Raw genomic sequence first — 26,645 nt, 5'->3', positions numbered from 1 at the left:
AAACGTGGAGAACCTGATTGCGCTGCTGGTCGCGGCGCCCCTGCTCGGAGCGGCGCTGCTGCTGTGCGGAGGGCGCCGGCTCGACCGTACGGGCCACTGGATCGGCACACTGCTCGCCGCCGTCTCCTTCGTCATCGGCGTCGTGCTCTTCGCCGACATGCTGGGCAGGCCCGGCGACGACCGGACCCTGTACCAGCATCTGTTCAGCTGGATCCCGGTCGAGGGCTTCCAGGCGGACGTGGCCTTCCAGCTCGACCAGCTGTCGATGACCTTCGTCCTGCTCATCACCGGCGTCGGCTCGCTCATCCACCTGTACTCGGTCGGGTACATGGAGCACGACGAGCGCCGCCGCCGCTTCTTCGGCTACCTCAACCTGTTCCTCGCGGCGATGCTCCTGCTGGTCCTCGCCGACAACTACCTGCTGCTGTACGTCGGGTGGGAGGGCGTCGGCCTCGCCTCGTACCTGCTCATCGGCTTCTGGCAGCACAAGCCCAGCGCCGCGACGGCGGCGAAGAAGGCCTTCCTGGTCAACAGGGTCGGCGACATGGGCCTCTCGATCGCCGTCATGGTGATGTTCACGACCTTCGGGACCTTCACCTTCGGCCCGGTGCTCGGGGCCACCGGTCAGGTGTCGGAGGGCACGCTGACGGTCATCGGGCTGCTGCTCCTGCTCGCCGCGTGCGGCAAGTCCGCGCAGGTGCCGCTGCAGTCCTGGCTCGGGGACGCGATGGAGGGCCCGACCCCGGTCTCGGCCCTGATCCACGCGGCCACGATGGTGACCGCCGGTGTCTATCTGATCGTCCGCTCCGGAGCGATCTTCAACGGGGCGCCGGACGCACAGCTCGTCGTCACCGTCGTCGGTGCGGTCACGCTCCTCTTCGGTGCGATCGTCGGTTGCGCGAAGGACGACATCAAGAAGGCGCTGGCCGGTTCGACGATGTCGCAGATCGGTTACATGATCCTGGCCGCGGGCCTCGGCCCCATCGGCTACGTCTTCGCGATCATGCACCTGGTGACGCACGGCTTCTTCAAGGCCGGGCTCTTCCTCGGCGCCGGTTCGGTCATGCACGGCATGAACGACGAGGTGGACATGAGGAGGTACGGCGGCCTTCGGACGTACATGCCGATCACCTTCGTCACCTTCGGCCTCGGCTATCTCGCGATCATCGGTTTCCCGGGCCTGTCCGGCTTCTTCTCCAAGGACAAGATCATCGAGGCGGCCTTCGCCAAGGGCGGCACGGAGGGCTGGATCCTCGGCGGAGTCGCCCTGCTGGGCGCCGCGATCACCGCGTTCTACATGACGCGCGTGATGCTGATGACCTTCTTCGGCGAGAAGCGCTGGCAGCCCGACGAGAAGGGTGATCTGCCGCATCCGCACGAGTCCCCGAGGACGATGACCCTGCCGATGATCGTGCTCGCCTTCGGGTCGGTCTTCGCGGGCGGGCTGTTCTCCTTCCACGAGTCGTTCGTGAACTGGCTGAAGCCGGTGACCGAGTTCGAGCACGGGCACCCGCCGATCAGCGCGGTCGCCGTGACCACGTCCACGGTCGTGGTGATGGTGATCGGCGTCGCGCTCGCCTACGTCCAGTACGGACGCCGTCCTGTCCCGGTGGTCGCCCCGCGCGGCTCGCTCCTCACCCGGGCCGCACGCCGCGATCTCCTCCAGGACGACTTCAACCACATCGTCCTGGTCCGCGGCGGCGAGCACCTCACCCGGTCGCTCGTGTACGTGGACCACACCCTGGTCGACGGTGTCGTCAACGGCACAGCGGCGTCGTTCGGCGGTCTCTCCGGCCGGCTCCGCAAGCTGCAGAACGGCTACGCCCGCACCTATGCGGTCTCGATGTTCGGAGGTACGGCGGTGCTGATTGCCGCGACCCTGCTGATGAGGGCGGTGTGACCACGATGTCGCAAGTGGCAAACGCTGGTTTTCCCCTCCTGACAGCGACGGCGGCACTCCCGGCGATCGGCGCGATCGCCACGGCCGCCGTCCCGGCCGGCCGCCGCGCCGCCGCCAAGTGGCTGGCGCTGCTCGTCTCGCTCGGCACGCTCGTACTGGCGGCGGTCGTGGCCGTAAGGTTCGACCCCGCAGGCGACCGCTATCAGCTCACCGAATCCCACGCCTGGATCGCGGACTTCGGCGTGCGGTACGAGCTGGGCGTGGACGGTATCGCGGTGGCGCTGATCGCGCTGACCGCGGTGCTGATCCCGTTCGTGATCCTGGCCGGCTGGCACGACGCCGACCCTTCCCCTGCCTCCGGCGGGGAGACCCCTACGGAGACGAAGAACTATCGGTGGCGGCCGACACAGGGCTTCTTCGCCCTGATCCTGTCGGTCGAGGCGATGGTGATCCTCTCCTTCGAGGCCACCGACGTCTTCCTCTTCTACATCCTCTTCGAAGCCATGCTCATCCCGATGTACTTCCTCATCGGCGGCTTCGGGGACCGTGCCCACGCGGGCAGCGACGAGAACGCGGCGGCCCAGCGCTCGTACGCCGCGGTGAAGTTCCTGCTCTACAACCTGGCCGGCGGACTGATCATGCTGGCTGCGGTCATCGGGCTCTACGTCGTCGCCGGGAACTTCTCGCTGACGGAGATCGCCGAGGCCCGCGCCAACGGGCAGCTCGACATGGCGACGAACACCGAGCGGCTGCTGTTCCTCGGCTTCTTCTTCGCCTTCGCCGTCAAGGCGCCGCTGTGGCCGCTGCACACCTGGCTGCCCAACGCCATGGGTGAGGCGACCGCCCCGGTCGCCGTACTGATCACGGCGGTGGTCGACAAGGTCGGCACCTTCGCGATGCTCCGCTTCTGCCTCGGGCTGTTCCCGGAGGCGTCGGAGTGGGCGACACCGGCGATCATGGTGCTGGCGCTGATCAGCATCGTGTACGGGGCGCTGCTCGCGGTGGGTCAGCGGGACATCAAGCGCCTGATCGCGTACGCGTCGATCTCGCACTTCGGCTTCATCATCATGGGCATCTTCGCGATGACCAGCCAGGGCCAGGTCGGCGCGACGCTGTACATGGTCAACCACGGGATCTCGACGGCCGCGCTGATGCTGGTGGCCGGCTTCCTGATCTCGCGGCGCGGCTCGCGGCTCATCGCCGACTACGGCGGTGTGCAGAAGGTCGCCCCGGTCCTCGCCGGCACCTTCCTCATCGGCGGTCTGGCGACCCTGTCGCTGCCGGGGCTCGCGCCCTTCGTCAGTGAGTTCCTGGTCCTGGTGGGCACGTTCGCCCGCTATCCCGTGGTCGGCATCATCGCCACCTTCGGCATCGTGCTCGCCGCGCTCTACACCCTGGTGCTCTACCAGCGGACGATGACGGGCCCGGTGAAGGAGGAGGTGCGGACCCTGCCGGATCTGCGCCTGCGTGAGCTGCTGGTGGTCACCCCGCTGATCGCGTTGCTGATCTTCCTCGGCGTCTACCCGAAGCCGCTGACGGAGATCGTCAACCCGGCCGTGGAGCACACCATGTCGGACGTACAGAAGAAGGACCCCCAGCCCGAGGTGGAGGCGGCCAAGTGAGCACGACAGCTGTCCACAGCCTGTGGACAACGGCAGCCGAGCCGCTGGACAAGATCCCGGCCCCGCACATCGAGTACGCACAGCTCGCCCCCACGCTCATCGTGGTCGGCGCGGCGGTCATCGGTGTGCTGGTCGAGGCGCTCGTCCCGCGCAAGGGCCGTTACTACGCGCAGGTGTTCCTCACCGTCGTCGCGCTGGCCGCCGCGTTCGCCGCGGTGGTCGGGCTCGCCGCCGGCGGGTACGGCACCACCAAGGCGCATATCGCGGCGATGGGCGCCATCGCGGTCGACGGTCCCGCGCTGTTCCTGCAGGGCACCATCCTGCTGGCCTCGCTGGTCGCGATCTTCACCTTCGCCGAGCGACGGCTCGACCCGGAGGCGCACGGCAAGCGCGTCGACTCGTTCGCCGCGCAGGCCGCGTCCGTACCGGGCAGCGACAGCGAAAAGGCCGCGGTCAAGGCCGGGTTCACCACCACCGAGGTGTTCCCGCTGGCGCTCTTCGCCATCTCGGGGATGCTCGTCTTCCCCGCGGCGAACGACCTGCTGACGCTCTTCATCGCCCTCGAGGTGTTCTCGCTGCCGCTCTACCTCCTCTGCGCCCTGGCCCGCCGCAAGCGGCTCATGTCGCAGGAGGCCGCGGTGAAGTACTTCCTGCTCGGGGCGTTCTCGTCGGCGTTCCTGCTTTTCGGGATCGCGCTGCTGTACGGGTACGCCGGCTCCGTCTCGTACGCGAGGATCGCCGACGTCGTCGACGGCAGCATCCAGACCATCGACCCCGCGCTCGCCTCCACGATGGGCAACGACGCACTGCTGCTCATCGGCGGCGCGCTGATCCTGATGGGGCTGCTCTTCAAGGTCGGCGCGGTCCCGTTCCACATGTGGACGCCCGACGTCTACCAGGGCGCGCCGACCCCGGTCACCGGCTTCATGGCGGCGGCCACGAAGGTCGCGGCGTTCGGCGCGCTCCTGCGGCTGCTGTACGTGGTGCTGCCGGGGCTGCGCTGGGACTGGCAGCCGGTCATGTGGGCGGTCGCGATCGTCACCATGCTGGGCGGCGCGATCGTCGCGATCACCCAGACCGACATCAAGCGGCTGCTGGCGTACTCGTCGATCGCGCACGCCGGGTTCATCCTCGCCGGCGTCATTGCGGTCACGCCCGACGGCGTCTCCTCCGTGCTCTTCTACCTGGGCGCGTACTCGTTCGTGACGATCGGCGCGTTCGCGGTCGTCACGCTGGTACGGGACGCGGGCGGCGAGGCCACGCACCTGTCCAAGTGGGCGGGGCTCGGGCGGCGTTCGCCGCTGGTGGCGGCGGTCTTCGCGGTGTTCCTGCTCGCCTTCGCCGGCATTCCGCTGACGTCGGGCTTCTCCGGGAAGTTCGCCGTCTTCAAGGCGGCGGCGGAGAGCGGCGCGGGCGCGCTGGTCGTGGTCGGTGTGATCTCGTCCGCGATCGCCGCGTTCTTCTACATCCGGGTCATCGTGCTGATGTTCTTCAGCGAGCCGAAGCCCGAGGGCCCGACGGTCGCCGTGCCGTCGCTGCTCACGTCGACGACGATCGCGGTGGGTGTCGCGGTCACGCTGGTGCTCGGTGTGGCGCCGCAGTACTTCCTGGATCTGGCGGGGCAGGCGAGCGTGTTCGTCCGGTAGCCGGCGGACGCGATCATGCCGAAGGCCCGGTGTCTCCTCGGGGGAGACACCGGGCCTTCGGCATGTCCGAGCGCGCGGGCCGGGCCGCAGTAAAAGGACTACGCTCGACCAAGGGGAGGGCTGGAGGGTCAAGGGAGAACCATCATGATCGACCAGTACCAGTACCCCGAGTACACCACCCCCTCGCAGGCCGAGGGCGAGGACCCCGAATCGACCGAGGAACAGCACCCCGACGTCTCCAGGACGACCCCGTCCCAGGCAGAGGGCGAGCGGACGGCGGACGACGAGGACTGACCGACGACAGGCCCCTGGCGCCCGGGCGACCGCACGGTGCGCATCCCGGCGTGTGCCGTGCGGTGACCTCTCGGTCCGTGACCTGCGGCCCGGCCCCGGCTCAGGAACCGCCGGCGCGGACCGAGCCGGTGCTCGAGCCGCTGGTGTCGCCCAGGAAGCAGGTGACCTCGCGGTCGCCGAGGGTCCAGCCGGCGGACTGCGGGTGGTAGTAGTACACCTCCAGCGTCTCCGGGAGCTTCGCGGCCTCGCCCACGTAATCGGTGAGCGGCGTGCCGGCGCACTTCTCCTCGGCGATCGAGATGACCTTCTCCGTACCCGGGTACGGCCCGTCCTCCAGCTGGAAGACGGCGTACGCCTCGCCCTCGTGAGGCTGGTCGCAGGGCACGATGCGCACCGAGAAGGCGGCCTGGCCGCCGTCCGCGTCGCCGTACTCCGCCAGATCGTCCTCCGTGGTGAAGCAGTCTCCCTCGCGGATGTCCTGCACGTCGCTGGAGCCCGGGCTGGTGACCTGGCCACTGGTGTCGCGCCGCGGCTCGGGACCGTCGTCGAACGCTCCGGAGACTCCGAGGATCACCACGAGTGCGTAGAACGCGATGGTCGCGGCGTGGATGGCGACAGCGGCGACGGCGAAGCCCTTGCCCTTCTCGCCGCGCTTGCGGATCTGGGAGAGGGCGATGATGCCGAGGATCAGCGGGACCAGCGGCAGCGCGCAGACGATCGACATGACGAACGCCACGACGGCCAGCGTGTTGGTCTTCTGCGGCGGCGCGGGGTACCAGCCCTGCGGGCCGCCGTACGGACCGGGTTGCCCAGGTTGCCCGGGCTGCCCGTACGGTCCAGGTTGCCCCGGCTGTCCGTACGGTCCCGGCTGCCCCGGCTGTCCGTACGGCCCCGGCTGTGGGTACGGCTCTGGGGACGATGGTGGTTGCGGCGGTATGGACATGCGCGTGGTGCTCCTTGCACAGACGGTGATATCGCAACCTATAGCCAGGCTCTGACACCACGGACGCGGGGTGGGAGTGGGGACAGTCGCCGAACTCCCCGCCGGCCGCTGTCACGACGGCTCCGCCGGTGAGGCGCATCCCGGCCCCGGCCCCGGCGGCGCGCGGCGGGACAACCCGCGATCAAGGTCCGGCGTCCTTCAGAACGCCAGACCTTGATCGCGTCAACGGGGGACACATGAACACGCCGGCAGTGCAGGACACACAGCGCAGGCCTTCGGGCGCCGACACCTGGCCGGCAGTGCTCCTGCTCCCGGCCGTCCTGCTGCTGAGGTTCCTCGGCGAGCACCCCTGGGCCTACTGGACTGCGGCGGTCATCGGCGTACCGGGGCTGATCGGGGCCGGTGTCGGGATCACCGGCGCGGTCCGGCATCTGCTGGGCGGACGCCGGCCGTGGGTGGCGGCCTGGGTCCTGCTCACGCTGGTGTCAGCGGTCCTGGTCCTGGTGCTCAGGCTGGCCGAGCACGGGTGACGCGCCGGGCGGCGCAGGCCCGTATGCCGGCGTCGGGGCGCTCGTGGCGCCGACGGAGCGGCCCCCGCGCCCTCGCGGTCGTGGCGGGCGTGTCCTCCCGTGCGGGGCGGCGCCGCCGCCCCGCATGCCGGAGGCCGCTAGTCGGCCGCGGGCACGATCCGGCCCGTGACCTCGCCCAGACCGACCCGCACGCCGTCGGGACCGGGCGCCCACGCGGTCATGGTGACCTCGTCGCCGTCCTCCAGGAACGTCCGCTTCCCGTACGGCAGGTCCAGCGGGTCCCGCCCGTTCCACGTGAGCTCCAGGAGGGAGCCGCGCTGGTGGACGTCCGGGCCGCTGACCGTGCCCGAGCCGTACAGGTCGCCGGTGCGGAGCGAGGCGCCGTTGACGGTCATGTGCGTGAGCTGCTGGGCGGCCGTCCAGTACATCGTGGCGAACGGCGGCTCGCTGACGACCTGTCCGTTGACGGCGACGGAGATGCGGAGGTCGAAACCGCCCGGCTCCTCCTCGGCGGAGTCGTTCAGATAGGGAAGTACGGGAACGTCACGCGCGGGCGGGGCGACACGGGCGGCGTCGAGAGCCTCCAGCGGGGTGACCCAGGCGGAGACGGAGGTGGCGAAGGACTTGCCGAGGAACGGGCCGAGGGGGACGTACTCCCAGGCCTGGATGTCCCGCGCGGACCAGTCGTTGAGCAGCTGCAGCCCGAACACGTGCTCGCGGAAGGCGGACAGCGGGACCGGACGGCCCAGCTCGGAGGGGGTGCCGACGACGAAGCCGACCTCCGCCTCGATGTCCAGCTTGACGGACGGGCCGAAGACGGGCGCCGGGTCTGCGGGGGCCTTGCGCTGGCCGGCGGGCCGGATCACGTCGGTGCCGGAGACGACGACCGTGCCGGAGCGGCCGTGGTACCCGATCGGAATGTGCTTCCAGTTGGGCGTGAGCGGCTCGCCGTCGGGGCGGAAGATGTGTCCGACGTTCGTGGCGTGGTGCTCGCTGGAGTAGAAGTCGACGTAGTCGGCGACCTCGTACGGCAGGTGCAGCGTCACCCGGGACAGGTGGTGCAGCAAGGGCTCGATGTCCTGCCGGTGCGCGGGCACGGCGACCCACGCGGTGAGCGCGCGCCGTACGTCACGCCAGGCCGTCCGGCCCGCCGCGAGCAGCGGGTTCAGGCTGGGTTGCGCGAGCAGCGCGGCATAGGGGGAGCCGAGGGTGTGCGCCGCCGCCCCCGCGTCGAGCACATGGTCACCGATCCTGACCCCGAGCCGCCGCCGGTCGGGTTCGTCCGCGGTGGTGAAGACGCCGTAGGGGAGGTTGTGCGGGCCGAAGGGGTCGCCCTCGGCCAGATCGAGCGGACTCTGCTCGGGCATCGGTGCTTGCCTCGCTTTCCACGTGTGTGGGGGACACGTTACGTGGGTGGCGCGCGTGGCGTCAGTGACCGGGGTTCCGCCCAGGACCGCGCCGCAGGCGACGCCGCGGGACGCGGGGCTATCCCGCCGTACGCGCAATCCGCTTCTCCCAGGTGCGGTGGAAGACGACCTCGTCGCCGTGCCGGCACACCACTTCGTTCGAGGTCAGGAAGTGCGCCGCGTCGCAGGTGACTTCGGAGCGGGTCTCGATGCGGACGTCCCAGGTGAGTTCGGGCCGGTGCAGCCGGATCCTCCAGTCGGAGCGGGTGCGGGCGGACAGCGGGTCCCGTTCCCTGATCGTGTACGTCTCCAGTCCGTCCTCGGTGAACTCGAGGCCGTCGGGGTGAACACGGGTGCCGCCGAAGCCGGCCGTGGTCTCGAGGCGCCATTCGCCCTTGGCCACGTCACGGACGATCAGCCGCGGGGGGCGGGGCTCGTCCAGGGTCACGGGGGTGACGACGCCGAGGGGTTCGGACTGCTCGGGGTCCTCGAAGGCGATCGCGTCGGTCGTGGGGGCGCGGACGGGGAGTTCCAGGGAGCTGCCCGCGGGGTCGAGCGTGAAGCCTGCACTGCCGGCCCGGGGCCAGATCCACGGCCAGTACGCGGAGGAGACCGACAGCCGGATGCGGTGACCGGGCGCGAACGTGTGGCCGATGCTGCTCAGTTCGAACGTGACGTTCTCGGTGGCACCGGGCGGCCGGGCCCCGGCCGTCTCGCGGGCGTCCGCCGGCTCTCGGGCGCCGACCGTCCCACGGCCGTGCCGGGCCGAGAGGTTGAGCGCGCCTCGGGTGACGAGGGTGGAGGAGCCGTCGGGCGCCACGTCGCAGAGGCGCGCGACGGCCTGGCCGTGGGGCACGTCCATCCGGAGCCGCAACGTCACCCGGGGGCGTCCGAGGATCTCCACCCGGTCGGGGACCGCGAACTCGAAGCTCGCCGACCCGGCGTCCTCGTCACGCTGGTCCGGCGGCAGGTCCGCGTCGCCGCCGGAGGGCAGGTGGCGGCCCGCGTCGAGCCCTGTGTGCTGGGGGGAGTCGACGAGGAGCGGCGCACCCTGGAAGGCGTGCGCCACGGGGGTGATCCGCGGCGACGGCCAGGCGTCGTCGCCGACCCAGCGGCCCGGCAGTTCGCCGTACGTGGTCGCGGGCGGGTGCGACTCGCTGATCCAGGAGCGGAGCAGCGGCTCGGACATCACACCTGTGTCCGTGTCGCGGAGCCAGTGGTCCCACCAGCGCAGTGTCTCCTGGAGGAAGCCGATCGCCGGGCCCGGCGGGAGGCCTCGGTCCGGGTACTGGTGCGACCACGGCCCGATCAGCCCTCGCACCCGGTCCTGGTCGAGGTACTCGACCAGCCGCAGCACGGTGTCGCGGTACGGGTCGTGCCAGCCGCCCACCGCCAGCACCGCCGCCCGGATCGCCCCGTGGTCCTCGCGCACGCTGCCGTCCCGCCAGTACGCGTCGCGCGTCTGGTGTTCCAGCCAGGTGTGGATGAAGGGCTCCACCGCATCGAGCCGGTCCAGCCACCGCTCGCGCCACTCGTGGCCCGCGAACAGCGGGTCCGGCGGCCGGGCGGCGAAGGCCAGCATGGCCGCCGACCGGGCGTGCATGCCCTCGGCGAGGACGGAACCGCCGAGGTAGTGCCCCTCGTTGTCGTAGCGGTCGTCGGTCGAGCAGACCGTGACGACCGCTTTCAGCGGCTCGGGAGCGAGCGCCGCGATCCGGAGCGCGCCCGTACCACCCCAGGAGATCCCGAACATCCCGATGCGCCCGCTGCACCAGGGCTGCCCGGCGAGCCACTCCACGACGTCCACCCCGTCGGCGAGCTCCGTGGGGGAGTACGCGTCGCCCGGGACGCCCTCGCTGTTGCCGTGGCCGCGGACGTCCACCCGCACGGAGGCGTAGCCGTGGCCCGCGTACCAGGGGTGGCGCTGCCAGTCGCGCGGCGCGGTCCAGTCGGTCAGCGGTGCGGGACGTATTCGAGGAGCGCCGGCACGGGCTCGTCGGTCAGCGGCCGCCAGACCCGCGCGTACAGCCGTGTGCGTCCCCCGGAGCCTGCGGACTGGGTGGGGGTCCCCCCGGCGGAGCCAGGGGGAGTGCCCCCGGCCACCGGGATGCGGATGTCCTCGTGGCGGGTCTCGTACGGGAAGGACGTGCGGATGCGCATGGGAACCTCAGGGGAGGACGGGGCGGCGGGCCTGCGTCCGAGCAGGTGACCCGTGGCCGCGGAAGGCGGGGCCGTCTTCGGGCGGAGGCCGTTCGCCGTTCTCGTCGAGTTCGGTCGCGGTTCCGGACAACAGTGATGCTTCCGGTCGTATGAGTTGATCACGAACATACCGGGGGCGGCGGGAAGGCGCCGCCGGTGATCGAAAGGGGACCCGATACGCTGACTTGAGTGATGACAGCGACACATCGACAATCCGCGTGATCGTCAGCAGACAGGAGTACCTCTCGTGACCGTCGTCGGGCCTTTCGGGCTGAGCGTGCGGGACCAGGCACTTGAGGCCGATGTCCAGAACGGATTGGCGGCTGTCGAGGCGGGCCTGCTCGATGCCACCAAGAGCGAGGTCCCCTTCATCACGGAGGCCGCACAGCACCTCGTCCGCGCGGGCGGGAAGCGCTTCCGGCCGCTGCTGGTGATGCTGGCGGCCCAGTTCGGCGATCCGTACGCGCCGGGTGTCGTGCCCTCGGCCGTGGTCGTCGAGCTGACGCACCTGGCGACGCTGTACCACGACGACGTGATGGACGAGGCCGACGTGCGCCGCGGTGTGGCGAGCGCCAACGCCCGCTGGGGCAACTCGCTTGCGGTCCTGACCGGCGACTTCCTCTTCGCCCGCGCCTCGCACATCCTGGCCGACCTCGGTCCCGAGGCCGTACGGATCCAGGCCGAGGCGTTCGAGCGGCTGGTCACGGGCCAGATCCTGGAGACCGCGGGCCCGCGTGACGGCCGCGATCCGGTCGAGCACTACCTCGACGTCATCGGCGGCAAGACCGGTTCGCTGATCGCCGTCTCCGGGCGCTTCGGCGCGATGATGTCCGGCGCGGACGAGGGCATCACCGACATCCTCACCCAGTACGGGGAGCGGCTCGGCGTCGCCTTCCAGCTCGCCGACGACGTACTCGACATCGCCTCCGACTCGCACGAGTCCGGCAAGACCCCGGGCACCGATCTGCGCGAGGGCATCCCCACGCTGCCGGTGCTCCGGCTGCGGGAGCAGGCCGCCGCGCACGGCCGGGCCGAGGATGTCGAGCTGGTCGAGCTGCTGGAGGGCGACCTCACGGACGACGCGCGGCACGCGGAGGCGCTGGCCAGGCTGCGGGTGCACCCCGCGCTGGAGCAGGCGCGGCGCGACACCGTGCGGTACGCGGAGGAGGCGCGGGCGTTGCTGGCGCCGCTGCCGAAGTGCTACGCCAGGGCCGCGCTGGAGGAGCTGTGCGACGCGGTGGTGCACCGCGCCGGCTGAGCCTCTCGGGCTTGGGTCGCATCCTTGGATTGAGTCCGGATCAGGACTCGCTCGTACTCATGCGCAGAAGCTGACGCAGGGGGCGTCGACGCCAGTACGGGGGGAATCCACCGTGAACCGACCAGGGGCATCGTGATCGGCGCGACCGCGACCGCGATCGCGGCGTCCGCCGGCGTCACGTTCGCCGTGGGTCGCCAAGGACCGCAGCGCCGTGACCGGCAAGCTCATCGCCAGGACCCCGAGCGGCGCGGGGAACATCCCCGAGCCGGATCTGAAGGCCACCCGGTCCGGCAAGAACCGGGGGCTGTTCGCGGACACCGTCGAGACCCTCCGGCTGAACTCGGTCGGCGCCGCCGCCCCGGCCGGCAGCTGTCACCAGGGCTCGATCGTCGAGGTCCCGTACGGGGCCGACTACGTCTTCGTCCAGCGCCGACCACCGCCCACCCCCTACGGGTCGGGTGAGACGGGACGCCCCCGGGTCATACCGCAGCAGTACGCGGAGTTGATTCCGGGGGCTGACGTTTTCGGCAGGGCGATTTGGTCAGATGGTGTGGACGGACGACGCCGCTATCACGGAGGTAGGGCACACCATGGCACCGAACGAGAACGCACCGATCACCGAAGAGCCGGGGGAGGACGTCCCGGCACGCCGGAGGGCGGCGCGCTATGTTGTCCCGGCCGCGGTGGCCGGCGTTGCCGCGGCGACCATCGGGCTTGTCCCGGCGCTCGCCGCGTCAGGAGACCCCGATCTGCCGAAGATCACGGCACAGGAGCTCATCGAGAAGATCGCCGCTTCGGACGCGCAGCAGCTCTCCGGCACGGTGAAGATCAGCACGGACCTGGGCCTGCCGGACCTGGGCGGTCTGGCGAACGGCCTCGTGCCGGGGGCCGGCAAGGGCGCGTCCGGCGCCTCCGCGTCGCCCGACGCCAAGCTGATGGAGCTGGCCTCCGGCACGCACCAGGTGGACGTCGCGGCCGACGGCGAGGACAAGCAGCGGGTGTCGTTCCGGTCGGGCGACGAGGAGTACAGCGTCGTCCACAACGGGGATGACGTCTGGACGTACGACAGCGCCTCGAACGAGGTCGTCCACGGCAAGGACGGCGGCGCGGGCGAGGGCAAGCACGACGGCACGGGCGAGGAGGCCACGAAGGAGCTCCCGACCACGCCCAAGGAGCTCGCCGAGGAGGCGCTGAAGGCCGCGGACGAGACGTCGACCTCCGTGACGGTCGACGGCACGGCCCGCATTGCCGGCCGGGACGCGTACCAGCTGGTCATCAAGCCGAAGCAGAGCGGCTCGACGATCGCCTCGATCAAGGTCGCGGTGGATGCCGAGAACGGCGTGCCGCTGAAGTTCACGCTGCTGCCGAGCGACGGGGGCAAGGCGGCGGTCGACGCGGGCTTCACCAGGGTCGACTTCTCGAAGCCCGCCGCCTCCACCTTCGACTTCACGCCGCCGAAGGGCGCGAAGGTCACCGAGGCGGACGAGCTGAACGCCCTCGAGAAGGACGCCCCCAAGTCCAAGGAGGGACTGGAGGAGTTCGAGGGGCTGGAGGGCTTCAACGGCCTGAACGTCATCGGCGAGGGCTGGACCTCCGTCGCCGAGCTCTCCGCCCCCGGCGGCGAGGGCTTCAAGGCGCCGAAGGCCGGCGAGGGCGATGTCCCGCCGGAGGCCGGGAAGTTCCTGGACGCCCTCGGCGACCAGGTGAAGGGCGACTTCGGCACGGGCACGGTATTCAAGACCCGCCTGGTCAACGCCCTGATGACGGACGACGGCAAGGTCTACGTCGGCGCGGTCACGCAGGACGCGCTGGTGAAGGCGGCGAACGAGGCGAAGTAACCGGCCCGCTGCGGGCTTGCGGGCTTGCGGGCCTGTGGCCTGCGGCTCGGCGGACGGTGCGGGGCGCCCCTCACAGGGGGCGCCCCGCACTGCGGTTGCCGTGAGATGCCCGGAAGTACGGCGCGATGCCTGGAGGTGATGCTCAGAAGGTGAGCTTCCAGCTGTCGATGTAGCCGGTGTCCTGGGCCGCCACGTCCTGGACCCTGAGCTGCCAGGTGCCGTTCGCGGCCTCGCTCGACGCGTTCACGGTGTACGTCGTGATGACGTTGTCCGCCGAGTCGCTGCCGCTGGAGTTCTTCAGACGGTACGCCGTGCCGTCCGGCGCCACCAGGTCGATGACCAGGTCGCCCCGCCAGGTGTGCTTGATGTCCACGCCGACCTGGAGCGCGGAGGGTGCGTTGCCGGTTCGGCCCGAGACGGTCACCGAGGACGTGACGGCGGCCCCGTTGTCCGGAACGGAGACGTCGGCCGCGTTCTCGTAGACGTCACCGCCCGGCGGGACGGTCGTACCGGCCGACAGGGCCCAGACCGCGTGGGCGATCGCGTCGCTGTTCCGGTCGAGGGCGGTGTCGCTGATGTTGGACGTGGTGTCGCAGGAGGAGTGGTAGCAGCGGTCGAAGGCCTGGCCTGCCGTGCCGCCCCACTTCTGGGCCTGCGCCGTGGACTTCGTACGGCTGGCGCCGGTGAAGAGGCCGCCGACCGGTATCCCGACGTTCTTGAACGAGGCGTGGTCGGAGCGGCCGTCGCCCTCCGTCTCGATCTCGGTCGGGACGCCGAGGCCCGCGAAGTAGTCCTTGAAGGTCTTCTCGATGGCCGGGTCGTCGTCGTAGACGAAGTATCCGGGGTTGGGCGAGCCGATCATGTCGAAGTTGAGATAGCCGGTGATCTTCGAACGGTCGCTGGCCGCAAGGTTGTTGACGTAGTACCGGGACCCGACCAGGCCCAGCTCCTCCGCGCCCCACCAGGCGAAGCGCAGATGCTTGTCCGGTTTGAGCTGGGCTCGGGAGACGGCGAGCGCGGTCTCCAGGACGCCTGCCGAGCCGGAACCGTTGTCGTTGATGCCGGGGCCGGAGCTGACCGAGTCGAGATGGGCGCCGGCCATCAGTATCCGGTTGGCGTCACCGCCGGGCCAGTCGGCTATCAGGTTGTAGCCGGTGGCGCCGGAGGACGTGAACTGCTGGACCGTGGTGGTGAATCCGGCCGCGTCCAGCTTGGCCTTCACATGGTCGACCGAGGCCTTGTACCCCGCGCGGCCGTGCGCGCGGTTTCCGCCGTTGGCGGTGGCGATCGACTGGAGGTCGGCGAGATGGGCCCGGACGTTCGCGAGAGGGATGTCGGGCGCGGCGAGCACCGCCGGGGAAGGGGTGGCGCCCGGCGCGGCGGTGTCGGTTGCGGCTGCGGTCGGGACGGCTGCGGCGAGCAGGCCGGCGAGGGCAAGTGCCGTGACTGCGACGGCGCGTCTGTGCACGGAGTGGGTCATGTGGGGGGCTCCAAGATTCCGTACGGGGATTGGACGGAACGTGCGAGACACCCTGCGGCGGCGGTGCCGCAGGGTGCTGGAGCTGTACTCGGTGCGGCGTGTGGGTGAATGTTCAGCGAGAAGGTGACCGACCGTCAAGGGCGCAAACCGGTCAGTCAGGTTCGGTAAGCGGACGCTACTGCACGCAGAACTCGTTGCCCTCCGGGTCCTGCATGACGACCCACTCGCCGCCCGGCTCCTTCACCCGTCGCAGCACCGTCGCGCCCAGCCCCTCCAGCCGGGCGACCTCCGTGTCCCGCCGCTCCGGTCCGGGGTGCAGGTCGAGATGGAGCCGGTTCTTGACCGTCTTGACCTCCGGGACCCGCTGGAACAGCAGCCGCCTGCCGAGACCGGTGCCGGTCTCCTCCTCGTACGGGTCGTCCGGATGCCGGACCGCGGCCAGATCACGCCAGAAGCGACGGCCGTGCCGTTCCACCGTCAGCTCGGGCGGTACGGCCCCCACGCCGAGCAGCCGCTCGATGAGTGCGCTGTTGTCCTCGGTCACGTATCCGAGGGCCTCCGCCCAGAAGTCGGCCTGGGCGAGCGGGTCGGTCGCGTCGATCACTAGCTTCCAGTGCAGCGTCATGAAACCAGTCGTATTGGTTACATGAGGGAGGTGGCAATGGACTCGCCGACAGCACCCGGACCGACGCTGCGCACACCGGAGGGCGGGGCGTTCCGCTTCCACCCGGGCGCGCTCTGTCCGGAGCTGCTCCCCACCGGCGGCCCGGGCGGCCTCGCGCGCTACGAAGTGCCGGGCGAGCCGGACGGGTTGGTGCGCTGGGCGGCTGAGAGCCGGCTCGCCCGCGGGACGCGGCTCACGTGGACGAGGCGGAGGCCGCCGCAGCCCGCACGCTGCGGGACGCGCTGTGGCGACTGACCGGCGCCTGCGCCCACGGCCGCCTCGCCGCCCCGGACGATCTGGCCGTGCTGAACGAGGCCGCAGCCGCCCGCCCCTCGTCGCCCGCCTCGCGTCGGACGGAAGCCACGACTGGGCTCCGGGTGCGACCGGCACCCACCTCCTGTGGACCGTCGTCCGCGATGCCCCTCGTCGCCCGCCTCGCGTCGGACGGAGGCCACGACTGGGCTCCGGGTGCGACCGGCACCCACCTCCTGTGGACCGTCGTCCGCGATGCCCCTCGTCGCCCGCCTCGCGTCGGACGGAGGCCGCGACTGGGCTCCGGGTGCGACCGGCACCCACCTCCTGTGGACCGTCGTCCGCGATGCCGTCGACCTCTTCACCGGCCCGTACGCGGACCTCGTCCGCGAATGCGCCGCACACGACTGCCCCTGCTCTTCGTCGACACCTCCCGTCCCGGGCGCCGCCGCTGGTCCGCGATGGAGCGCTGCGGCAACCGGCACAAGGTCAGGGCCCACCGCGCCCGTCAGTACCCTGACGGGCGCTGACGCCCCCGGACGTGGGCCCGGTGCCGCGGGGTGGGTACAGATGCCGGCTCGGGACCCGGTGTGTCCGTCCTCGATCGCCGAACGGGCTGGGTGGTCGGGGGTGCCTCGTACCGTGGCGTTGCGGTTTGCTCCTCCGCCGGGCCGCAGTCGGCGGACTACCGGGGCGGGGCCGTGCAGGGTCGCCCCCGCAGGAAATCGGGCGGTCGTTCGGGATGACGCCGTACCCGCCGATTACCGAGGAGGTGAGCCCGGAGGGGCCCCGCACCGCCCCCACCGGCAGCAGCCGCACCAAGTCCGTTGGGGGAACCTCCCAGGCAAAGCTCTGCGGGAGTTTGAGCACGGACACACCGGCCGCCGCCGCGGCACCGCCCACACCGGTGCCGACGCAAACCCCGCACCTGGTGGTGGCCGGGCGGGGGTGGCCGGGGAGGCGCGCACGCTCAGCCCGCTGCTGCCTCCCGTGGGGCCGGGCTCACGGCCCGGTCCACCTCCGCGGCCTGGCCCACCTCCACACACGCCGCCGCCGCCGCGGCCAGCCGTGCCGCCTTCGCCCGCGTGCGCCGAGCCGTCCGCAGCGCATCCCAGGTCAGAATCGTCAGCGCCAGCCAGACCAGCGAGAACCCGGCCCACCGCTCGGCGGGCATCGCCTCATGGAAGTACACGATGCCCAGCAGGAACTGGAACACCGGTGCCAGATACTGCAGCAGCCCCAGCGTGGACAGCGGTACCCGTATCGCCGCCGCACCGAAGCACACCAGCGGCGCCGCGGTGACCACGCCTGTGGCCGCCAGCAGGGCCGCGTGCCCCGCCCCCGCCGTGCCGAACGTGGCCGACCCCTGGGATCCCAGCCACACCAGATAGCCGAGTGCCGGCAGGAACTGCACCGCGGTCTCCGCCGCCAGCGACTCCAGACCCCCGATGTTGATCTTCTTCTTGATCAGTCCGTACACCGCGAAGGAGAACGCCAGGATCAGCGAGATCCACGGCGGACGCCCGTAGCCCATGGTCAGCACCAGCACCGCCGCGAAGCCGATGCCGACCGCCGCCCACTGCGCGGTCCGCAGCCGCTCCTTCAGCAGCAGCACGCCCATCGCGATGGTGACCAGCGGGTTGATGAAGTAGCCGAGCGACGCCTCGACCACCTGACCGGCGTTGACGGACCAGATGTAGACGCCCCAGTTCACCGTGATCACCGCCGCGGCGACGGTGATCAGGCCGAGCTTGCGCGGCTGGCGCAGCAGCCCGCGTATCCAGGCCCAGCGGCGCAGCGCCAGCAGCGCGACGGCCACCACGGCCAGGGACCAGACCATGCGGTGGGCGAGGATCTCGACGGCGCCGGCCGGCTTCAGCAGGGGCCAGAAGAGCGGGACCAGACCCCACATGCCGTAGGCCCCGATCCCGTACAGCAGTCCTGCCCGCTGCTCGCTGTCCTTCACTGACCCTCCTGCCGCCCTGCGCCGCGCTGTCCTTGTCGAAGGTAGCGCCGGGCAGGGCCGACTGTCATGTCCGTATCCGTAATACGGTCATTACCGCTTCGCGAGAGCCTCGGCGACCGTGTCCGCGAGCGGCGTCGTCGGCCGGCCGATGAGCCGGGCGAGGTCGCCGTTCCTGTGGGCGAGCAGTCCGCGCTCGATCGCCTTGTCCACGTCGACGAGGATCGCCGCGAAGCCCTCCGGCAATCCGGCGGCGGTCAGGATCTGCTGGTTCGCCTCGGCGGACACGGCGTTGTACGTGATGGCCTTGCCGGTCTGCTTCGCGATCTCGGCCGCGTATTCGGCGAAGGACCAGGCCGTGTCCCCGCTGAGTTCGTACGCCCGGCCGAGGTGGCCATCGGCGGTCAGCACGGCCGCGGCGGCCGCGGCGTAGTCGGCGCGCGTGGCGGACGCGACCCGGCCGTCACCGGCGTTGCCGACGACCGCGCCGTGCTCCAGCACCGGGGCGAGGTTGTCGGTGTAGTTCTCGGTGTACCAGCCGTTGCGCAGGAAGGTGTACGGCAGGCCGGAGGCGAGGATCGCCTGCTCGGTGGCCTTGTGCTCGGCCGCGAGCTGGAAGTCGGCCCCGGGCCCGCCGAGGACTCCGGTGTACGCGAGCTGGGCGGCCCCTGCCGCCTTCGCCGCGTCGATCACGGCCTGGTGCTGCGGCGCGCGTCGGCCGACCTCGTTCCCCGAGATCAGCAGCACCCGGTCGCCCTCCGTGAAGGCGTCGGCGAGGGTCTCGGGCGCGTCGTAGTCGGCGATGCGGAGCTCGACGCCCTGCTCGGCGAGGCCGGCGGCCTTCTCCTTGGTGCGTACGACGGCGGCAATCTCGCCGGCGGGGGTACCGGCGGCGAGGAGCTGCTCGACGACGAGGCGGCCGAGGTGTCCGGTGGCTCCGGTGACGACGATGCTCATGGGTGATTTCTCCGTTTCATTCGGACTCGGCACTCACCCTACGGCTGGTGCTAACTATCGGAAAGTACCCACTTTGAAGTAAGGTACTGGCATGAGCGTAAGGATGAAGCCTGACGTCAACGAGGCGATGTGCCCCTCGCGGATCGTTCTGGAGCACGTCACCAGCCGGTGGGGCGTCCTCGTCCTCGCGGCGCTGCTGGACGGCTCGCACCGCTTCAGCGAGCTGCGCCGCGCGATCGGCGGGGTCAGCGAGAAGATGCTGGCGCAGACGCTCCAGACCCTGGAGCGGGACGGCTTCGTGCACCGCGACGCCAAGCCCGTCATCCCGCCGCGTGTGGACTACTCCCTGACCCCGCTCGGCAGGGAGGCCGCCGAGCAGGTGGGGGCGCTGGCCCGCTGGAGCGAGCGGCACGTGGCGGACGTGGAGCGGGCGCGGACGGCGTACGACGAAGCCCGGGCCTCCTAGAAAGGAGCCCGGGCTTCGGGAGGAAGACCTCGGCGGACCGTACGGGTCAGCCGACGACGGTCCACGTGTCGCCGCCGGACAGCAGTGCGGCCAGGTCGCCCTTGCCGTTCTGCTCGATCGCGGCGTCCAGCTGGTCGGCCATCTGGGTGTCGTAGACCGGCCGCTCGACGCTGCGGAACACCCCGATGGGGGTGTTGTGCAGCGTGTCGGGGTCGGCCAGGCGCGACAGCGAGAAGGCGGTGGTCGGGCTGGAGCTGTGCGCGTCGTGGACGAGGATCCGCGACTCGTTCTCCGGAGTGACCGCGACGACCTTCAGATCCCCGGTCGCCTCGTCCCGGACGACGCCCTTGCCGGCGTCCTTGCCGAAGAGGATCGGCCGGCCGTGCTCCAGCCGGATGACGGCCTCCTCGGCCTGCTCCTTGTCCTTGAGGGCGTCGAAGGCGCCGTCGTTGAAGATGTTGCAGTTCTGGTAGATCTCCACCAGCGCCGTGCCCGGGTGGTCCGCGGCGGCGCGCAGCACCTCGGTCAGGTGCTTGCGGTCGGAGTCGACGGTACGGGCGACGAAGGACGCCTCGGCGCCGATCGCCAGCGACACCGGGTTGAAGGGCGCGTCGAGCGAGCCCATCGGCGTCGACTTGGTGATCTTGCCGACCTCGGAGGTCGGGCTGTACTGGCCCTTGGTGAGGCCGTAGATCCTGTTGTTGAAGAGCAGGATCTTGAGGTTGACGTTGCGGCGCAGGGCGTGGATCAGGTGGTTGCCGCCGATGGAGAGGGCGTCGCCGTCGCCGGTGACGACCCAGACGCTCAGATCGCGGCGCGAGGAGGCGAGTCCGGTCGCGATGGCGGGCGCGCGGCCGTGGATGGAGTGCATCCCGTAGGTGTTCATGTAGTACGGGAAGCGCGAGGAGCAGCCGATGCCGGAGACGAAGACGATGTTCTCCTTCGCCAGGCCGAGCTCGGGCATGAACCCCTGCACGGCGGCGAGGACCGCGTAGTCGCCGCAGCCGGGGCACCACCGGACCTCCTGGTCCGACTTGAAGTCCTTCATGGACTGCTTGGCCTCGGCCTTCGGAACCAGGGACAGCAGCGAGGACGCTGTCTCAGTCATTGATGGCCTCCTTGAGAGCCGTGGCGAGCTGCTCGGCCTTGAACGGCATACCGTTGACCTGGTTGTACGACTGCGCGTCGACCAGGAATCTCGCCCGGATCAGTCCGGCGAGCTGGCCGAGGTTCATCTCCGGCACCACTACCTTCTCGTAACGCTTCAGGGTCTCGCCCAGATTCCTCGGGAACGGGTTGAGGTGGCGCAGATGGGCCTGCGCGATGGGGAGTCCGGCGATCCGCAGCCGGCGCACCGCGGCCGTGATCGGGCCGTACGTCGAGCCCCAGCCCAGCACGAGCGTGCGGGCGCCGTCCGGGTCGTCGACCTCGATGTCGGGCACTTCGACGCCGTCGACCTTGGCCTGGCGCACGCGGACCATGAAGTCGTGGTTGGCCGGGTCGTAGGAGATGTTGCCCGTGCCGTCCTGCTTCTCGATGCCGCCGATCCGGTGCTCCAGACCGGGGGTGCCGGGCAGTGCCCAGGGGCGGGCCAGCGTCTGCGGGTCCCGCTTGTACGGCCAGAAGACCTCGGTGCCGTCCTCGGTGGTGTGGTTGGGGCCGGTGGCGAACTGCACGCGCAGGTCGGGCAGTTCGTCCACGTCCGGGATCCGCCACGGCTCGCTGCCGTTGGCCAGGTAGCCGTCGGAGAGCAGGAACACCGGGGTGCGGTACGTCAGCGCGATCCGGGCCGCCTCCAGCGCCGCGTCGAAGCAGTCCGCGGGCGTCTTCGGAGCCACGATCGGGACCGGGGCCTCGCCATTGCGCCCGTACATCGCCTGCAGCAGGTCCGCCTGCTCGGTCTTGGTGGGCAGGCCGGTCGAAGGGCCGCCGCGCTGGATGTCCACGATCAGCAGCGGAAGCTCCAGCGACACCGCGAGGCCGATCGTCTCGGACTTCAGCGCCACACCCGGGCCGGAGGTCGTCGTCACCGCCAGGGAGCCGCCGAAGGCCGCTCCGAGCGCCGCGCCGATACCCGCGATCTCGTCCTCGGCCTGGAAGGTCCGCACGCCGAAGTTCTTGTGCTTGGACAGCTCGTGCAGGATGTCCGAGGCCGGGGTGATGGGGTAGGAGCCCAGGTAGAGCGGCAGATCCGCCTGCTGGGACGCGGCGATCAGGCCGTACGCCAGCGCCAGGTTCCCGGAGATGTTGCGGTACGTGCCCGCCGGGAAGGCCTTGACGGCTGGGGCGACCTCGTAGGAGACGGCGAAGTCCTCGGTGGTCTCCCCGAAATTCCAGCCGGCCCGGAAGGCCGCCACGTTCGCCTCGGCGATCTCCGGCTTCTTCGCGAACTTGGCACGCAGGAACTTCTCGGTGCCCTCGGTCGGCCGGTGGTACATCCAGCTCAGCAGGCCCAGCGCAAACATGTTCTTCGAGCGCTCGGCCTCCTTGCGGGAGAGCCCGAACTCCTTCAGCGCCTCGATGGTCAGCGTCGTCAGCGGGATCGGGTGGACGTTGTAGCCGTCCAGCGAGCCGTCCTCGAGCGGGGAGGCGTCGTAGCCGACCTTGGCCATGGCGCGTTTGGCGAACTCATCCGTGTTGACGATGATTTCGCCACCGCGCGGCACATCGCCGATGTTCGCCTTCAGCGCGGCAGGGTTCATCGCCACCAGGACGTTCGGCGCGTCACCAGGGGTGAGGATGTCGTGGTCGGCGAAGTGGAGCTGGAACGACGAGACACCCGGCAGCGTGCCTGCGGGCGCGCGGATCTCGGCCGGAAAGTTCGGGAGCGTGGACAGGTCGTTGCCGAACGACGCCGTCTCCGACGTGAAACGGTCACCTGTCAGCTGCATACCGTCACCGGAGTCACCCGCGAACCGGATGATCACCCGGTCCAGATGACGGACCTCCTTCTCGGCGGTGGGCCTGCGCTGTCCCCCGACGACGGTCTCACCGGTCTCGTCTGCCTCGTCTGCGTGCTCGGCTGGGCTACTGACCTGGCTGGTCACTGAACTGGACCTCCTTCGAGGCGGCTGGGCTGCGGCCGGCTCACCGGTCGCTCCAAGGCCAACCCTACGTCGGTAAGGGTCGCCTTCCCTGGATCGCTCACATGCTGGACGTCAATCCGAGACGTATCGATGCCCTGGTTTGCCATGTTCTGTTCGCCCCCCGGGTCCTTTCTGTAAGACGCTCCCGACTGGTCCTTTGGTTCTAGGTCTCGGCCTTCTCATCTGACAGAGTGTCAGGCCATCAGGAGTTGAGATAGGTCAGTACGGCCAGAACACGCCGGTGATCCCCGTCGCTGGGGGACAGCCCGAGCTTCAGGAAGATGTTGCTCACGTGCTTCTCCACCGCTCCGTCGCTCACGACCAGCTGCTTCGCGATCGCCGAGTTCGTCCGGCCTTCCGCCATCAGACCGAGGACCTCCCGCTCGCGCGGCGTCAGCCCGGCGAGGACGTCCTGCTTACGGCTGCGGCCCAGCAGCTGCGCCACCACCTCCGGGTCCAGGGCGGTGCCGCCCCGGGCCACCCTGACGACGGCGTCCACGAACTCGCGGACCTCGGCGACCCGGTCCTTCAGCAGATAGCCCACGCCCCGGCTGTTCCCGGCGAGGAGCTCCGTGGCGTACTGCTCCTCGACGTACTGCGACAGGACCAGCACCCCTGTACCGGGGTGATCGCGGCGCAGCCTGACGGCCGCGCGCACCCCCTCGTCGGTGTGTGTCGGCGGCATCCTCACATCGGCGACCACGACATCCGGCGGTGTGTCCTGCGCCGCCAGATCCTCGACCGTCCTGATCAGCGCGTCGGCATCCCCCACGCCCGCGACCACATCGTGCCCGCGGTCGGTCAGCAGCCGGGTCAGGCCCTCCCGAAGCAGAACGGAATCCTCGGCGATGACCACCCGCACCCTGTCCTCCACGACCAGCAGCCCCCATATGTCGCTCTGTCTCCCGCCCCTGCACCTCCAGCATCCCAGCATCGGCACCCGGACGCGCTCACCCACGCGTAATCCACGCCTGGCGCGGCGTGCCACGGTCTGCTCGGCGGCGTCACGGTGCGTGTCGGGTGACCGCAATCGCCGGCTCGCCCGGCCGTACGCCGGCGGGGCGCGGGAGCGGCCCTCCCGCGCCGCACGCGCGAACCTGTGTCTGCCGGTCAGGCGGTCAGGCGGCCCGCCAGGGCAGCTCCGCCGTGACGACCGTCGGCCCGCCGGGCGCCGAGTCGACGAGGAGGATCCCGTCGACCGCGTCGAGTCGCTCGGCCAGCCCCGCCAGGCCGCTGCCGGCCGATATCTCCGCGCCGCCCCGTCCGTCGTCCCTGACCTGCAGCATCAGCCGGTCCTGCGCCTGCCACACATCGACGGACGCGTGTCGTGCCTGCGCGTGCTTGCTGATGTTCTGCAGCAGCTCGGAGACCGTGAAGTAGGCGATGCCCTCGATCGCCGGGACCGGGCGGGCCGACAGGTCCACCTCCACCCGGACCGGAACCGTGCATCGGGAGGCCACGGCGGACAGCGCGGCGTCGAGTCCTCGGTCGGTGAGGACCGCGGGATGGATGCCCCGCGCCAGGTCGCGCAGCTCCTGCAGCGCCGTCTTCACCTCTCCGTGTGCCTCCTCCACCATCCGGGCGGCAGCCTCGGGGTCCTCCTGCAGCTTCTCCCTGGCCAGGCCCAGATCCATGGCGAGGGCGACCAGCCGGGCCTGCGCCCCGTCGTGCAGGTCGCGCTCGATGCGCCGCAGGTCGGCCGCCGCGGTGTCGACGACCACGCCCCGGTCCGACTCCAGCTCCACGACGCGGCCCTCCAGGCGGGACGGACCCAGCAGCCCCGTGACCAGCAGCCGGTCCACCGTGGCGAGCCCTCGCACGATCCACGGGGTCACCAGCACCAGCAGCAGCCCGATCGCGCTGGTCAGGGCCAGTTCGAAGGGCGAGTCGAGGGAGAAGTTGTGCGTTCCGTCGCCGTACATCTGGAGCCCGTCCGTCCCTGCGTACACGGGGAACACCCAGTACCAGAGCGGATACGTGGCGAAACCCCAGCCGTACACGCAGAAGGTCAGCGCGACGGAGAACGCGAACACCGCCCAGGGCATGTGCAGCAGTGCATAGAGCAGATGCCGCCAGGACACCCCGCTCTTCAGCATCGCCCCCATCCACGCCATCGCCCCGCCCCTCCGGGGCCGGACCGGCGCCGGGTCGGCGACGTCGAGACGGAGCAGGGCGCGCGCCCGGGAACGCTCCAGCGCACCGAAGCCGCGGCACATGGCCAGCGTGGCCGCCAGGATCGGAATGCCGAGGAAGGTGACCACCAGGCCGCTGCCGGCCGCCGTCAGCGAGACGGCGAGACAGAAGAACACGATGCTCAGCGGCAGGCTCAGCATGAGATACCCGAACTCGCGCCAGGCCCGGGCCTCGAACGGCGCGCGCAGCGCTTGGGGAAGCCGGTGGCGCCGGGTCGTCGCCGGTTCCGTTCCGAATGCCGTGGCCATCGTCGTCGTCCGTTCTGCTCGTCGTCGCCTCGTCGGTGCCGCCGCTGCGGTGCAGCGAGTGACTCTCTGGCTCCATGCTGCTGAGCGCGGAAGCGTCGCACCATGTGGCCGGTATCCCTCTTGGCCGGGGGTTTTCCCTACCTACGCCGGGGTGCAGGTCCCCACCTACGTCGGGGGTGCAGGTTCCCACCTACGTCGGGGGCGCGGGTCGACACCTACGTCGGGGGTGCAGGTCCCCACCTACGTCGGGGGCGCAGGTCCACCCGACACTCACTGCCGCGAGGTGAGCCCTATCGGCTGCGTGGGTGGGCATCCCCGCGTGCCGTGGTGGACCGCTGCGCGGGCACCCGGTCGCGCCAGGGCAGCTCTGCCGTGACGACCGTCGGGCCGCCCGGCGGGGAGTCCACGACGAACAGCCCGTCCACCGCTCCGAGCCGTTCCGCCAGGCCGGCCATGCCCGTACCGCCCTCGGTCGATGCCCCGCCGCGCCCGTCGTCCTGCACCTGGATCAGCAGCCGGTCGTCCCTGCGCCACACATCGACGGTCGCCTGACGTGCCTGCGCATGCTTGCTCACGTTCTGCAGCAGCTCGGAGACCGTGAAGTACGCGATGCCCTCCATGGCCTCGGCCGGGCGGGCCTTCAGATCGACGGTGACCTGCACCGGCACCGTGCAGCGCGAGGCAACGGCGGAGAGGGCGGCGTCGAGTCCTCGGTCGGTGAGGACGGCCGGATGGATACCGCGCGCCAGGTCCCGCAGCTCCTGCAGCGCCAGCTTCACCTCGCCGTGTGCCTCGTCGACCATCGCCGCGACGGTTTCGTCGGCCCGGCCCTCCTGCAGCTTCTCCTTGGCCAGACCGAGCCCCATGGCGAGGGCGACCAGCCGGGCCTGCGCCCCGTCGTGCAGGTCGCGCTCGATGCGCCGCAGGTCGGCGGCCGCCGTGTCCACGACCACGCCCCGGTCCGACTCGAGCTCGGCTATCCGGCGCTCCAGCTCGTCGGACGGTGACAGCAGCCCGCGCACCAGGGCCCGGTCGACGTTCGTCAGGCCCCGTACCACGTACGGCAGCACGGGCCAGAGCACGAACAGCCCGGTCAGGGTGACGGCGAAGCCGAGCACGCCCCACGGCAGGCGTATGAACGCGTACAGCACGGACCGCCAGGCCACCGGGTCCTTCAGCCCGGACCACACACGGCCGAGGACGCCGTCGCCGGGGCGGTGCGGGAGCGGGCTCGGCTCGTCCACCCGCACGCCGAGCAGCCCCCGCGCCCGCGCCCGCTCCCACCTGCCCAGCAGCCGCGATCCGGCCAGACCGCCGGCGAGAACGGGCAGCCCGATGACCGTGACCGAAAGCGCCGCACCGGTCGCCACCATGAAAACCGTGTAAACAAAACCGAGAAGCGCGCATGGCAGACCGGACAGGAGATACGCGATCTCCTTCCAGGTGTGCCGGTCGTACGCGAAACGGGCGGGCGGCGGCCCTTCGTTCTCGATGGCGCTTGCTTCGCTGGTCACGGTCATGCGCTCCAGCCTGCCGGGTCGCATCCGCGCACGCCATGGGGTGGGTGGGTGGGGCGAAGTAGGGATATCCCCACCCCTGAACCGCCCGATCCGGACCAAGGCGGGACACGGCTGCTTACCGTGCCCTTAGCAGGGCCTAGACTCCCGTGCGAAAGGATCGTCAAATCAGATTCGTCGAAC

Annotated in this window: 20 protein-coding genes and 4 pseudogenes; 12 read left to right on the top strand and 12 right to left on the bottom strand. The window is 70.7% G+C overall.

From position 1 onward, the window contains the following. Window positions 1-4 precede the first annotated feature (4 nt). The 4 genes from nuoL (at window position 5) to ACWCP0_RS02140 (ending at window position 5,462) form a co-directional block, all read left to right on the top strand. The gene (gene nuoL / locus ACWCP0_RS02155) at window positions 5-1,900 is read left to right on the top strand and encodes an NADH-quinone oxidoreductase subunit L (RefSeq protein ID WP_451076929.1); all 1,896 of its coding nucleotides are present in this window, start codon (window positions 5-7) and stop codon (window positions 1,898-1,900) included. A gap of 14 nt (window positions 1,901-1,914) precedes the next feature. Continuing rightward, entirely contained in the window at window positions 1,915-3,522 is a 1,608-nt protein-coding gene (locus ACWCP0_RS02150; RefSeq protein ID WP_451076928.1) for an NADH-quinone oxidoreductase subunit M, read from the top strand. After that, window positions 3,519-5,168 carry an NADH-quinone oxidoreductase subunit NuoN gene (gene nuoN / locus ACWCP0_RS02145; protein WP_451076927.1) on the top strand — a complete coding sequence of 550 codons (1,650 nt, stop codon included), beginning with the start codon at window positions 3,519-3,521 and terminating at the stop codon, window positions 5,166-5,168. The genes ACWCP0_RS02150 and nuoN overlap by 4 nt, the downstream gene beginning before the upstream one ends. A 144-nt stretch (window positions 5,169-5,312) precedes the next feature. Next, window positions 5,313-5,462, top strand: coding sequence for a hypothetical protein (locus ACWCP0_RS02140; protein ID WP_451076926.1), 150 nt, complete (start codon window positions 5,313-5,315; stop codon window positions 5,460-5,462). Window positions 5,463-5,562: 100 nt separating this feature from the next. Here the strand turns inward: ACWCP0_RS02140 and ACWCP0_RS02135 are convergent, their stop codons facing one another. Continuing rightward, complete coding sequence (locus tag ACWCP0_RS02135) at window positions 5,563-6,198, bottom strand: DUF4190 domain-containing protein (protein ID WP_451076925.1); 636 nt, start codon at window positions 6,196-6,198, stop codon at window positions 5,563-5,565. A 443-nt stretch (window positions 6,199-6,641) separates the two neighbouring features. Here ACWCP0_RS02135 and ACWCP0_RS02130 point away from each other — a divergent pair, with 443 nt between their 5' ends. After that, window positions 6,642-6,935, top strand: coding sequence for a hypothetical protein (locus ACWCP0_RS02130; RefSeq protein WP_451076924.1), 294 nt, complete (start codon window positions 6,642-6,644; stop codon window positions 6,933-6,935). A gap of 137 nt (window positions 6,936-7,072) precedes the next feature. Here the strand turns inward: ACWCP0_RS02130 and fahA are convergent, their stop codons facing one another. Together fahA and ACWCP0_RS02120 are read right to left on the bottom strand one after the other, a co-directional pair. After that, the gene (fahA, locus tag ACWCP0_RS02125) at window positions 7,073-8,302 is read right to left on the bottom strand and encodes a fumarylacetoacetase (protein WP_451076923.1); all 1,230 of its coding nucleotides are present in this window, start codon (window positions 8,300-8,302) and stop codon (window positions 7,073-7,075) included. 118 nt (window positions 8,303-8,420) lie between these two features. Next, window positions 8,421-10,501, bottom strand: a pseudogene (locus ACWCP0_RS02120) (CocE/NonD family hydrolase). Window positions 10,502-10,787: 286 nt separating this feature from the next. Here ACWCP0_RS02120 and ACWCP0_RS02115 point away from each other — a divergent pair. The 3 genes and pseudogenes from ACWCP0_RS02115 to ACWCP0_RS02105 all read left to right on the top strand — a co-directional run bounded on the left by ACWCP0_RS02115 (window position 10,788) and on the right by ACWCP0_RS02105 (window position 13,636). Continuing rightward, a complete protein-coding gene (locus ACWCP0_RS02115) occupies window positions 10,788-11,798 on the top strand; it encodes a polyprenyl synthetase family protein (protein WP_451076922.1) in 1,011 nt (336 codons plus the stop codon). Between the two features lie 199 nt (window positions 11,799-11,997). Continuing rightward, window positions 11,998-12,207: pseudogene (locus tag ACWCP0_RS02110) on the top strand (CHRD domain-containing protein); the annotation flags it as partial. Window positions 12,208-12,388: 181 nt separating this feature from the next. Further along, complete coding sequence (locus ACWCP0_RS02105) at window positions 12,389-13,636, top strand: LolA family protein (RefSeq protein WP_451076921.1); 1,248 nt, start codon at window positions 12,389-12,391, stop codon at window positions 13,634-13,636. Between the two features lie 142 nt (window positions 13,637-13,778). On the opposite strand, the gene ACWCP0_RS02100 is transcribed toward ACWCP0_RS02105, so the two are convergent. Further along, window positions 13,779-15,116 (bottom strand): M28 family metallopeptidase, encoded by a 1,338-nt coding sequence (locus tag ACWCP0_RS02100; RefSeq protein WP_451076920.1) that lies wholly within the window; start codon window positions 15,114-15,116, stop codon window positions 13,779-13,781. A 175-nt stretch (window positions 15,117-15,291) separates the two neighbouring features. Beyond that, window positions 15,292-15,741 carry a VOC family protein gene (locus ACWCP0_RS02095; RefSeq protein ID WP_451076919.1) on the bottom strand — a complete coding sequence of 150 codons (450 nt, stop codon included), beginning with the start codon at window positions 15,739-15,741 and terminating at the stop codon, window positions 15,292-15,294. 36 nt (window positions 15,742-15,777) lie between these two features. On the opposite strand from ACWCP0_RS02095, the gene ACWCP0_RS02090 reads away from it, so the two are divergent. The 3 genes and pseudogenes from ACWCP0_RS02090 to ACWCP0_RS02080 form a co-directional block, all read left to right on the top strand. Beyond that, window positions 15,778-16,035, top strand: a complete 258-nt coding sequence (locus ACWCP0_RS02090) for a hypothetical protein (RefSeq protein ID WP_451076918.1) — start codon at window positions 15,778-15,780, stop codon at window positions 16,033-16,035. After that, window positions 15,978-16,160, top strand: a pseudogene (locus ACWCP0_RS02085) (ABATE domain-containing protein); the annotation flags it as partial. The gene ACWCP0_RS02090 and the pseudogene ACWCP0_RS02085, both read left to right, overlap by 58 nt. Window positions 16,161-16,290: 130 nt before the next feature. Then, window positions 16,291-16,562 (top strand): annotated as a pseudogene (locus tag ACWCP0_RS02080) (CGNR zinc finger domain-containing protein); the annotation flags it as partial. Between the two features lie 440 nt (window positions 16,563-17,002). On the opposite strand, the gene rarD reads toward ACWCP0_RS02080, so the two are convergent. Continuing rightward, window positions 17,003-17,944 carry an EamA family transporter RarD gene (rarD, locus tag ACWCP0_RS02075; protein ID WP_451077014.1) on the bottom strand — a complete coding sequence of 314 codons (942 nt, stop codon included), beginning with the start codon at window positions 17,942-17,944 and terminating at the stop codon, window positions 17,003-17,005. A 144-nt stretch (window positions 17,945-18,088) separates the two neighbouring features. Continuing rightward, the gene (locus ACWCP0_RS02070; protein ID WP_451076917.1) at window positions 18,089-18,952 is read right to left on the bottom strand and encodes an NAD(P)H-binding protein; all 864 of its coding nucleotides are present in this window, start codon (window positions 18,950-18,952) and stop codon (window positions 18,089-18,091) included. A 91-nt stretch (window positions 18,953-19,043) separates the two neighbouring features. On the opposite strand from ACWCP0_RS02070, the gene ACWCP0_RS02065 reads away from it, so the two are divergent. After that, the gene (locus ACWCP0_RS02065; RefSeq protein WP_451076916.1) at window positions 19,044-19,418 is read left to right on the top strand and encodes a winged helix-turn-helix transcriptional regulator; all 375 of its coding nucleotides are present in this window, start codon (window positions 19,044-19,046) and stop codon (window positions 19,416-19,418) included. Window positions 19,419-19,464: 46 nt separating this feature from the next. Here ACWCP0_RS02065 and ACWCP0_RS02060 read toward each other — a convergent pair whose 3' ends face one another. The 5 genes from ACWCP0_RS02060 to ACWCP0_RS02040 form a co-directional block, all read right to left on the bottom strand. Beyond that, window positions 19,465-20,526, bottom strand: coding sequence for a 2-oxoacid:ferredoxin oxidoreductase subunit beta (locus ACWCP0_RS02060; RefSeq protein WP_451076915.1), 1,062 nt, complete (start codon window positions 20,524-20,526; stop codon window positions 19,465-19,467). After that, window positions 20,519-22,465, bottom strand: a complete 1,947-nt coding sequence (locus tag ACWCP0_RS02055; RefSeq protein WP_451076914.1) for a 2-oxoacid:acceptor oxidoreductase subunit alpha — start codon at window positions 22,463-22,465, stop codon at window positions 20,519-20,521. The genes ACWCP0_RS02060 and ACWCP0_RS02055 overlap by 8 nt, the downstream gene beginning before the upstream one ends. Window positions 22,466-22,706: 241 nt before the next feature. After that, window positions 22,707-23,366 (bottom strand): LuxR C-terminal-related transcriptional regulator, encoded by a 660-nt coding sequence (locus ACWCP0_RS02050; protein ID WP_451077013.1) that lies wholly within the window; start codon window positions 23,364-23,366, stop codon window positions 22,707-22,709. Window positions 23,367-23,622: 256 nt separating this feature from the next. Beyond that, complete coding sequence (locus ACWCP0_RS02045) at window positions 23,623-24,945, bottom strand: sensor histidine kinase (RefSeq protein WP_451076913.1); 1,323 nt, start codon at window positions 24,943-24,945, stop codon at window positions 23,623-23,625. A 290-nt stretch (window positions 24,946-25,235) separates the two neighbouring features. Continuing rightward, window positions 25,236-26,465 carry a sensor histidine kinase gene (locus ACWCP0_RS02040; protein ID WP_451076912.1) on the bottom strand — a complete coding sequence of 410 codons (1,230 nt, stop codon included), beginning with the start codon at window positions 26,463-26,465 and terminating at the stop codon, window positions 25,236-25,238. Window positions 26,466-26,645 lie beyond the last annotated feature (180 nt).

It is taken from the genome of Streptomyces sp. NPDC001970, assembly GCF_053594115.1.
Note: the sequence above shows the minus strand (reverse complement) of the source record. Positions and strands in the feature narration are given on the sequence as shown.

Excerpts from the sequence above, each read along its gene's own strand:
- ACWCP0_RS02140 (WP_451076926.1), top strand. The coding sequence starts at position 5,313 with ATGATCGACCAGTACCAGTACCCCGAGTACACCACCCCCTCGCAGGCC.
- ACWCP0_RS02130 (WP_451076924.1), top strand. The coding sequence starts at position 6,642 with ATGAACACGCCGGCAGTGCAGGACACACAGCGCAGGCCTTCGGGCGCC.
- fahA (WP_451076923.1), bottom strand. The coding sequence starts at position 8,302 with ATGCCCGAGCAGAGTCCGCTCGATCTGGCCGAGGGCGACCCCTTCGGC.
- ACWCP0_RS02105 (WP_451076921.1), top strand. The coding sequence starts at position 12,389 with ATGGCACCGAACGAGAACGCACCGATCACCGAAGAGCCGGGGGAGGAC.
- ACWCP0_RS02100 (WP_451076920.1), bottom strand. The coding sequence starts at position 15,116 with ATGACCCACTCCGTGCACAGACGCGCCGTCGCAGTCACGGCACTTGCC.
- ACWCP0_RS02095 (WP_451076919.1), bottom strand. The coding sequence starts at position 15,741 with ATGACGCTGCACTGGAAGCTAGTGATCGACGCGACCGACCCGCTCGCC.
- ACWCP0_RS02090 (WP_451076918.1), top strand. The coding sequence starts at position 15,778 with ATGGACTCGCCGACAGCACCCGGACCGACGCTGCGCACACCGGAGGGC.
- rarD (WP_451077014.1), bottom strand. The coding sequence starts at position 17,944 with ATGTGGGGTCTGGTCCCGCTCTTCTGGCCCCTGCTGAAGCCGGCCGGC.
- ACWCP0_RS02070 (WP_451076917.1), bottom strand. The coding sequence starts at position 18,952 with ATGAGCATCGTCGTCACCGGAGCCACCGGACACCTCGGCCGCCTCGTC.
- ACWCP0_RS02065 (WP_451076916.1), top strand. The coding sequence starts at position 19,044 with ATGAGCGTAAGGATGAAGCCTGACGTCAACGAGGCGATGTGCCCCTCG.
- ACWCP0_RS02060 (WP_451076915.1), bottom strand. The coding sequence starts at position 20,526 with ATGACTGAGACAGCGTCCTCGCTGCTGTCCCTGGTTCCGAAGGCCGAG.
- ACWCP0_RS02045 (WP_451076913.1), bottom strand. The coding sequence starts at position 24,945 with ATGGCCACGGCATTCGGAACGGAACCGGCGACGACCCGGCGCCACCGG.
- ACWCP0_RS02040 (WP_451076912.1), bottom strand. The coding sequence starts at position 26,465 with ATGACCGTGACCAGCGAAGCAAGCGCCATCGAGAACGAAGGGCCGCCG.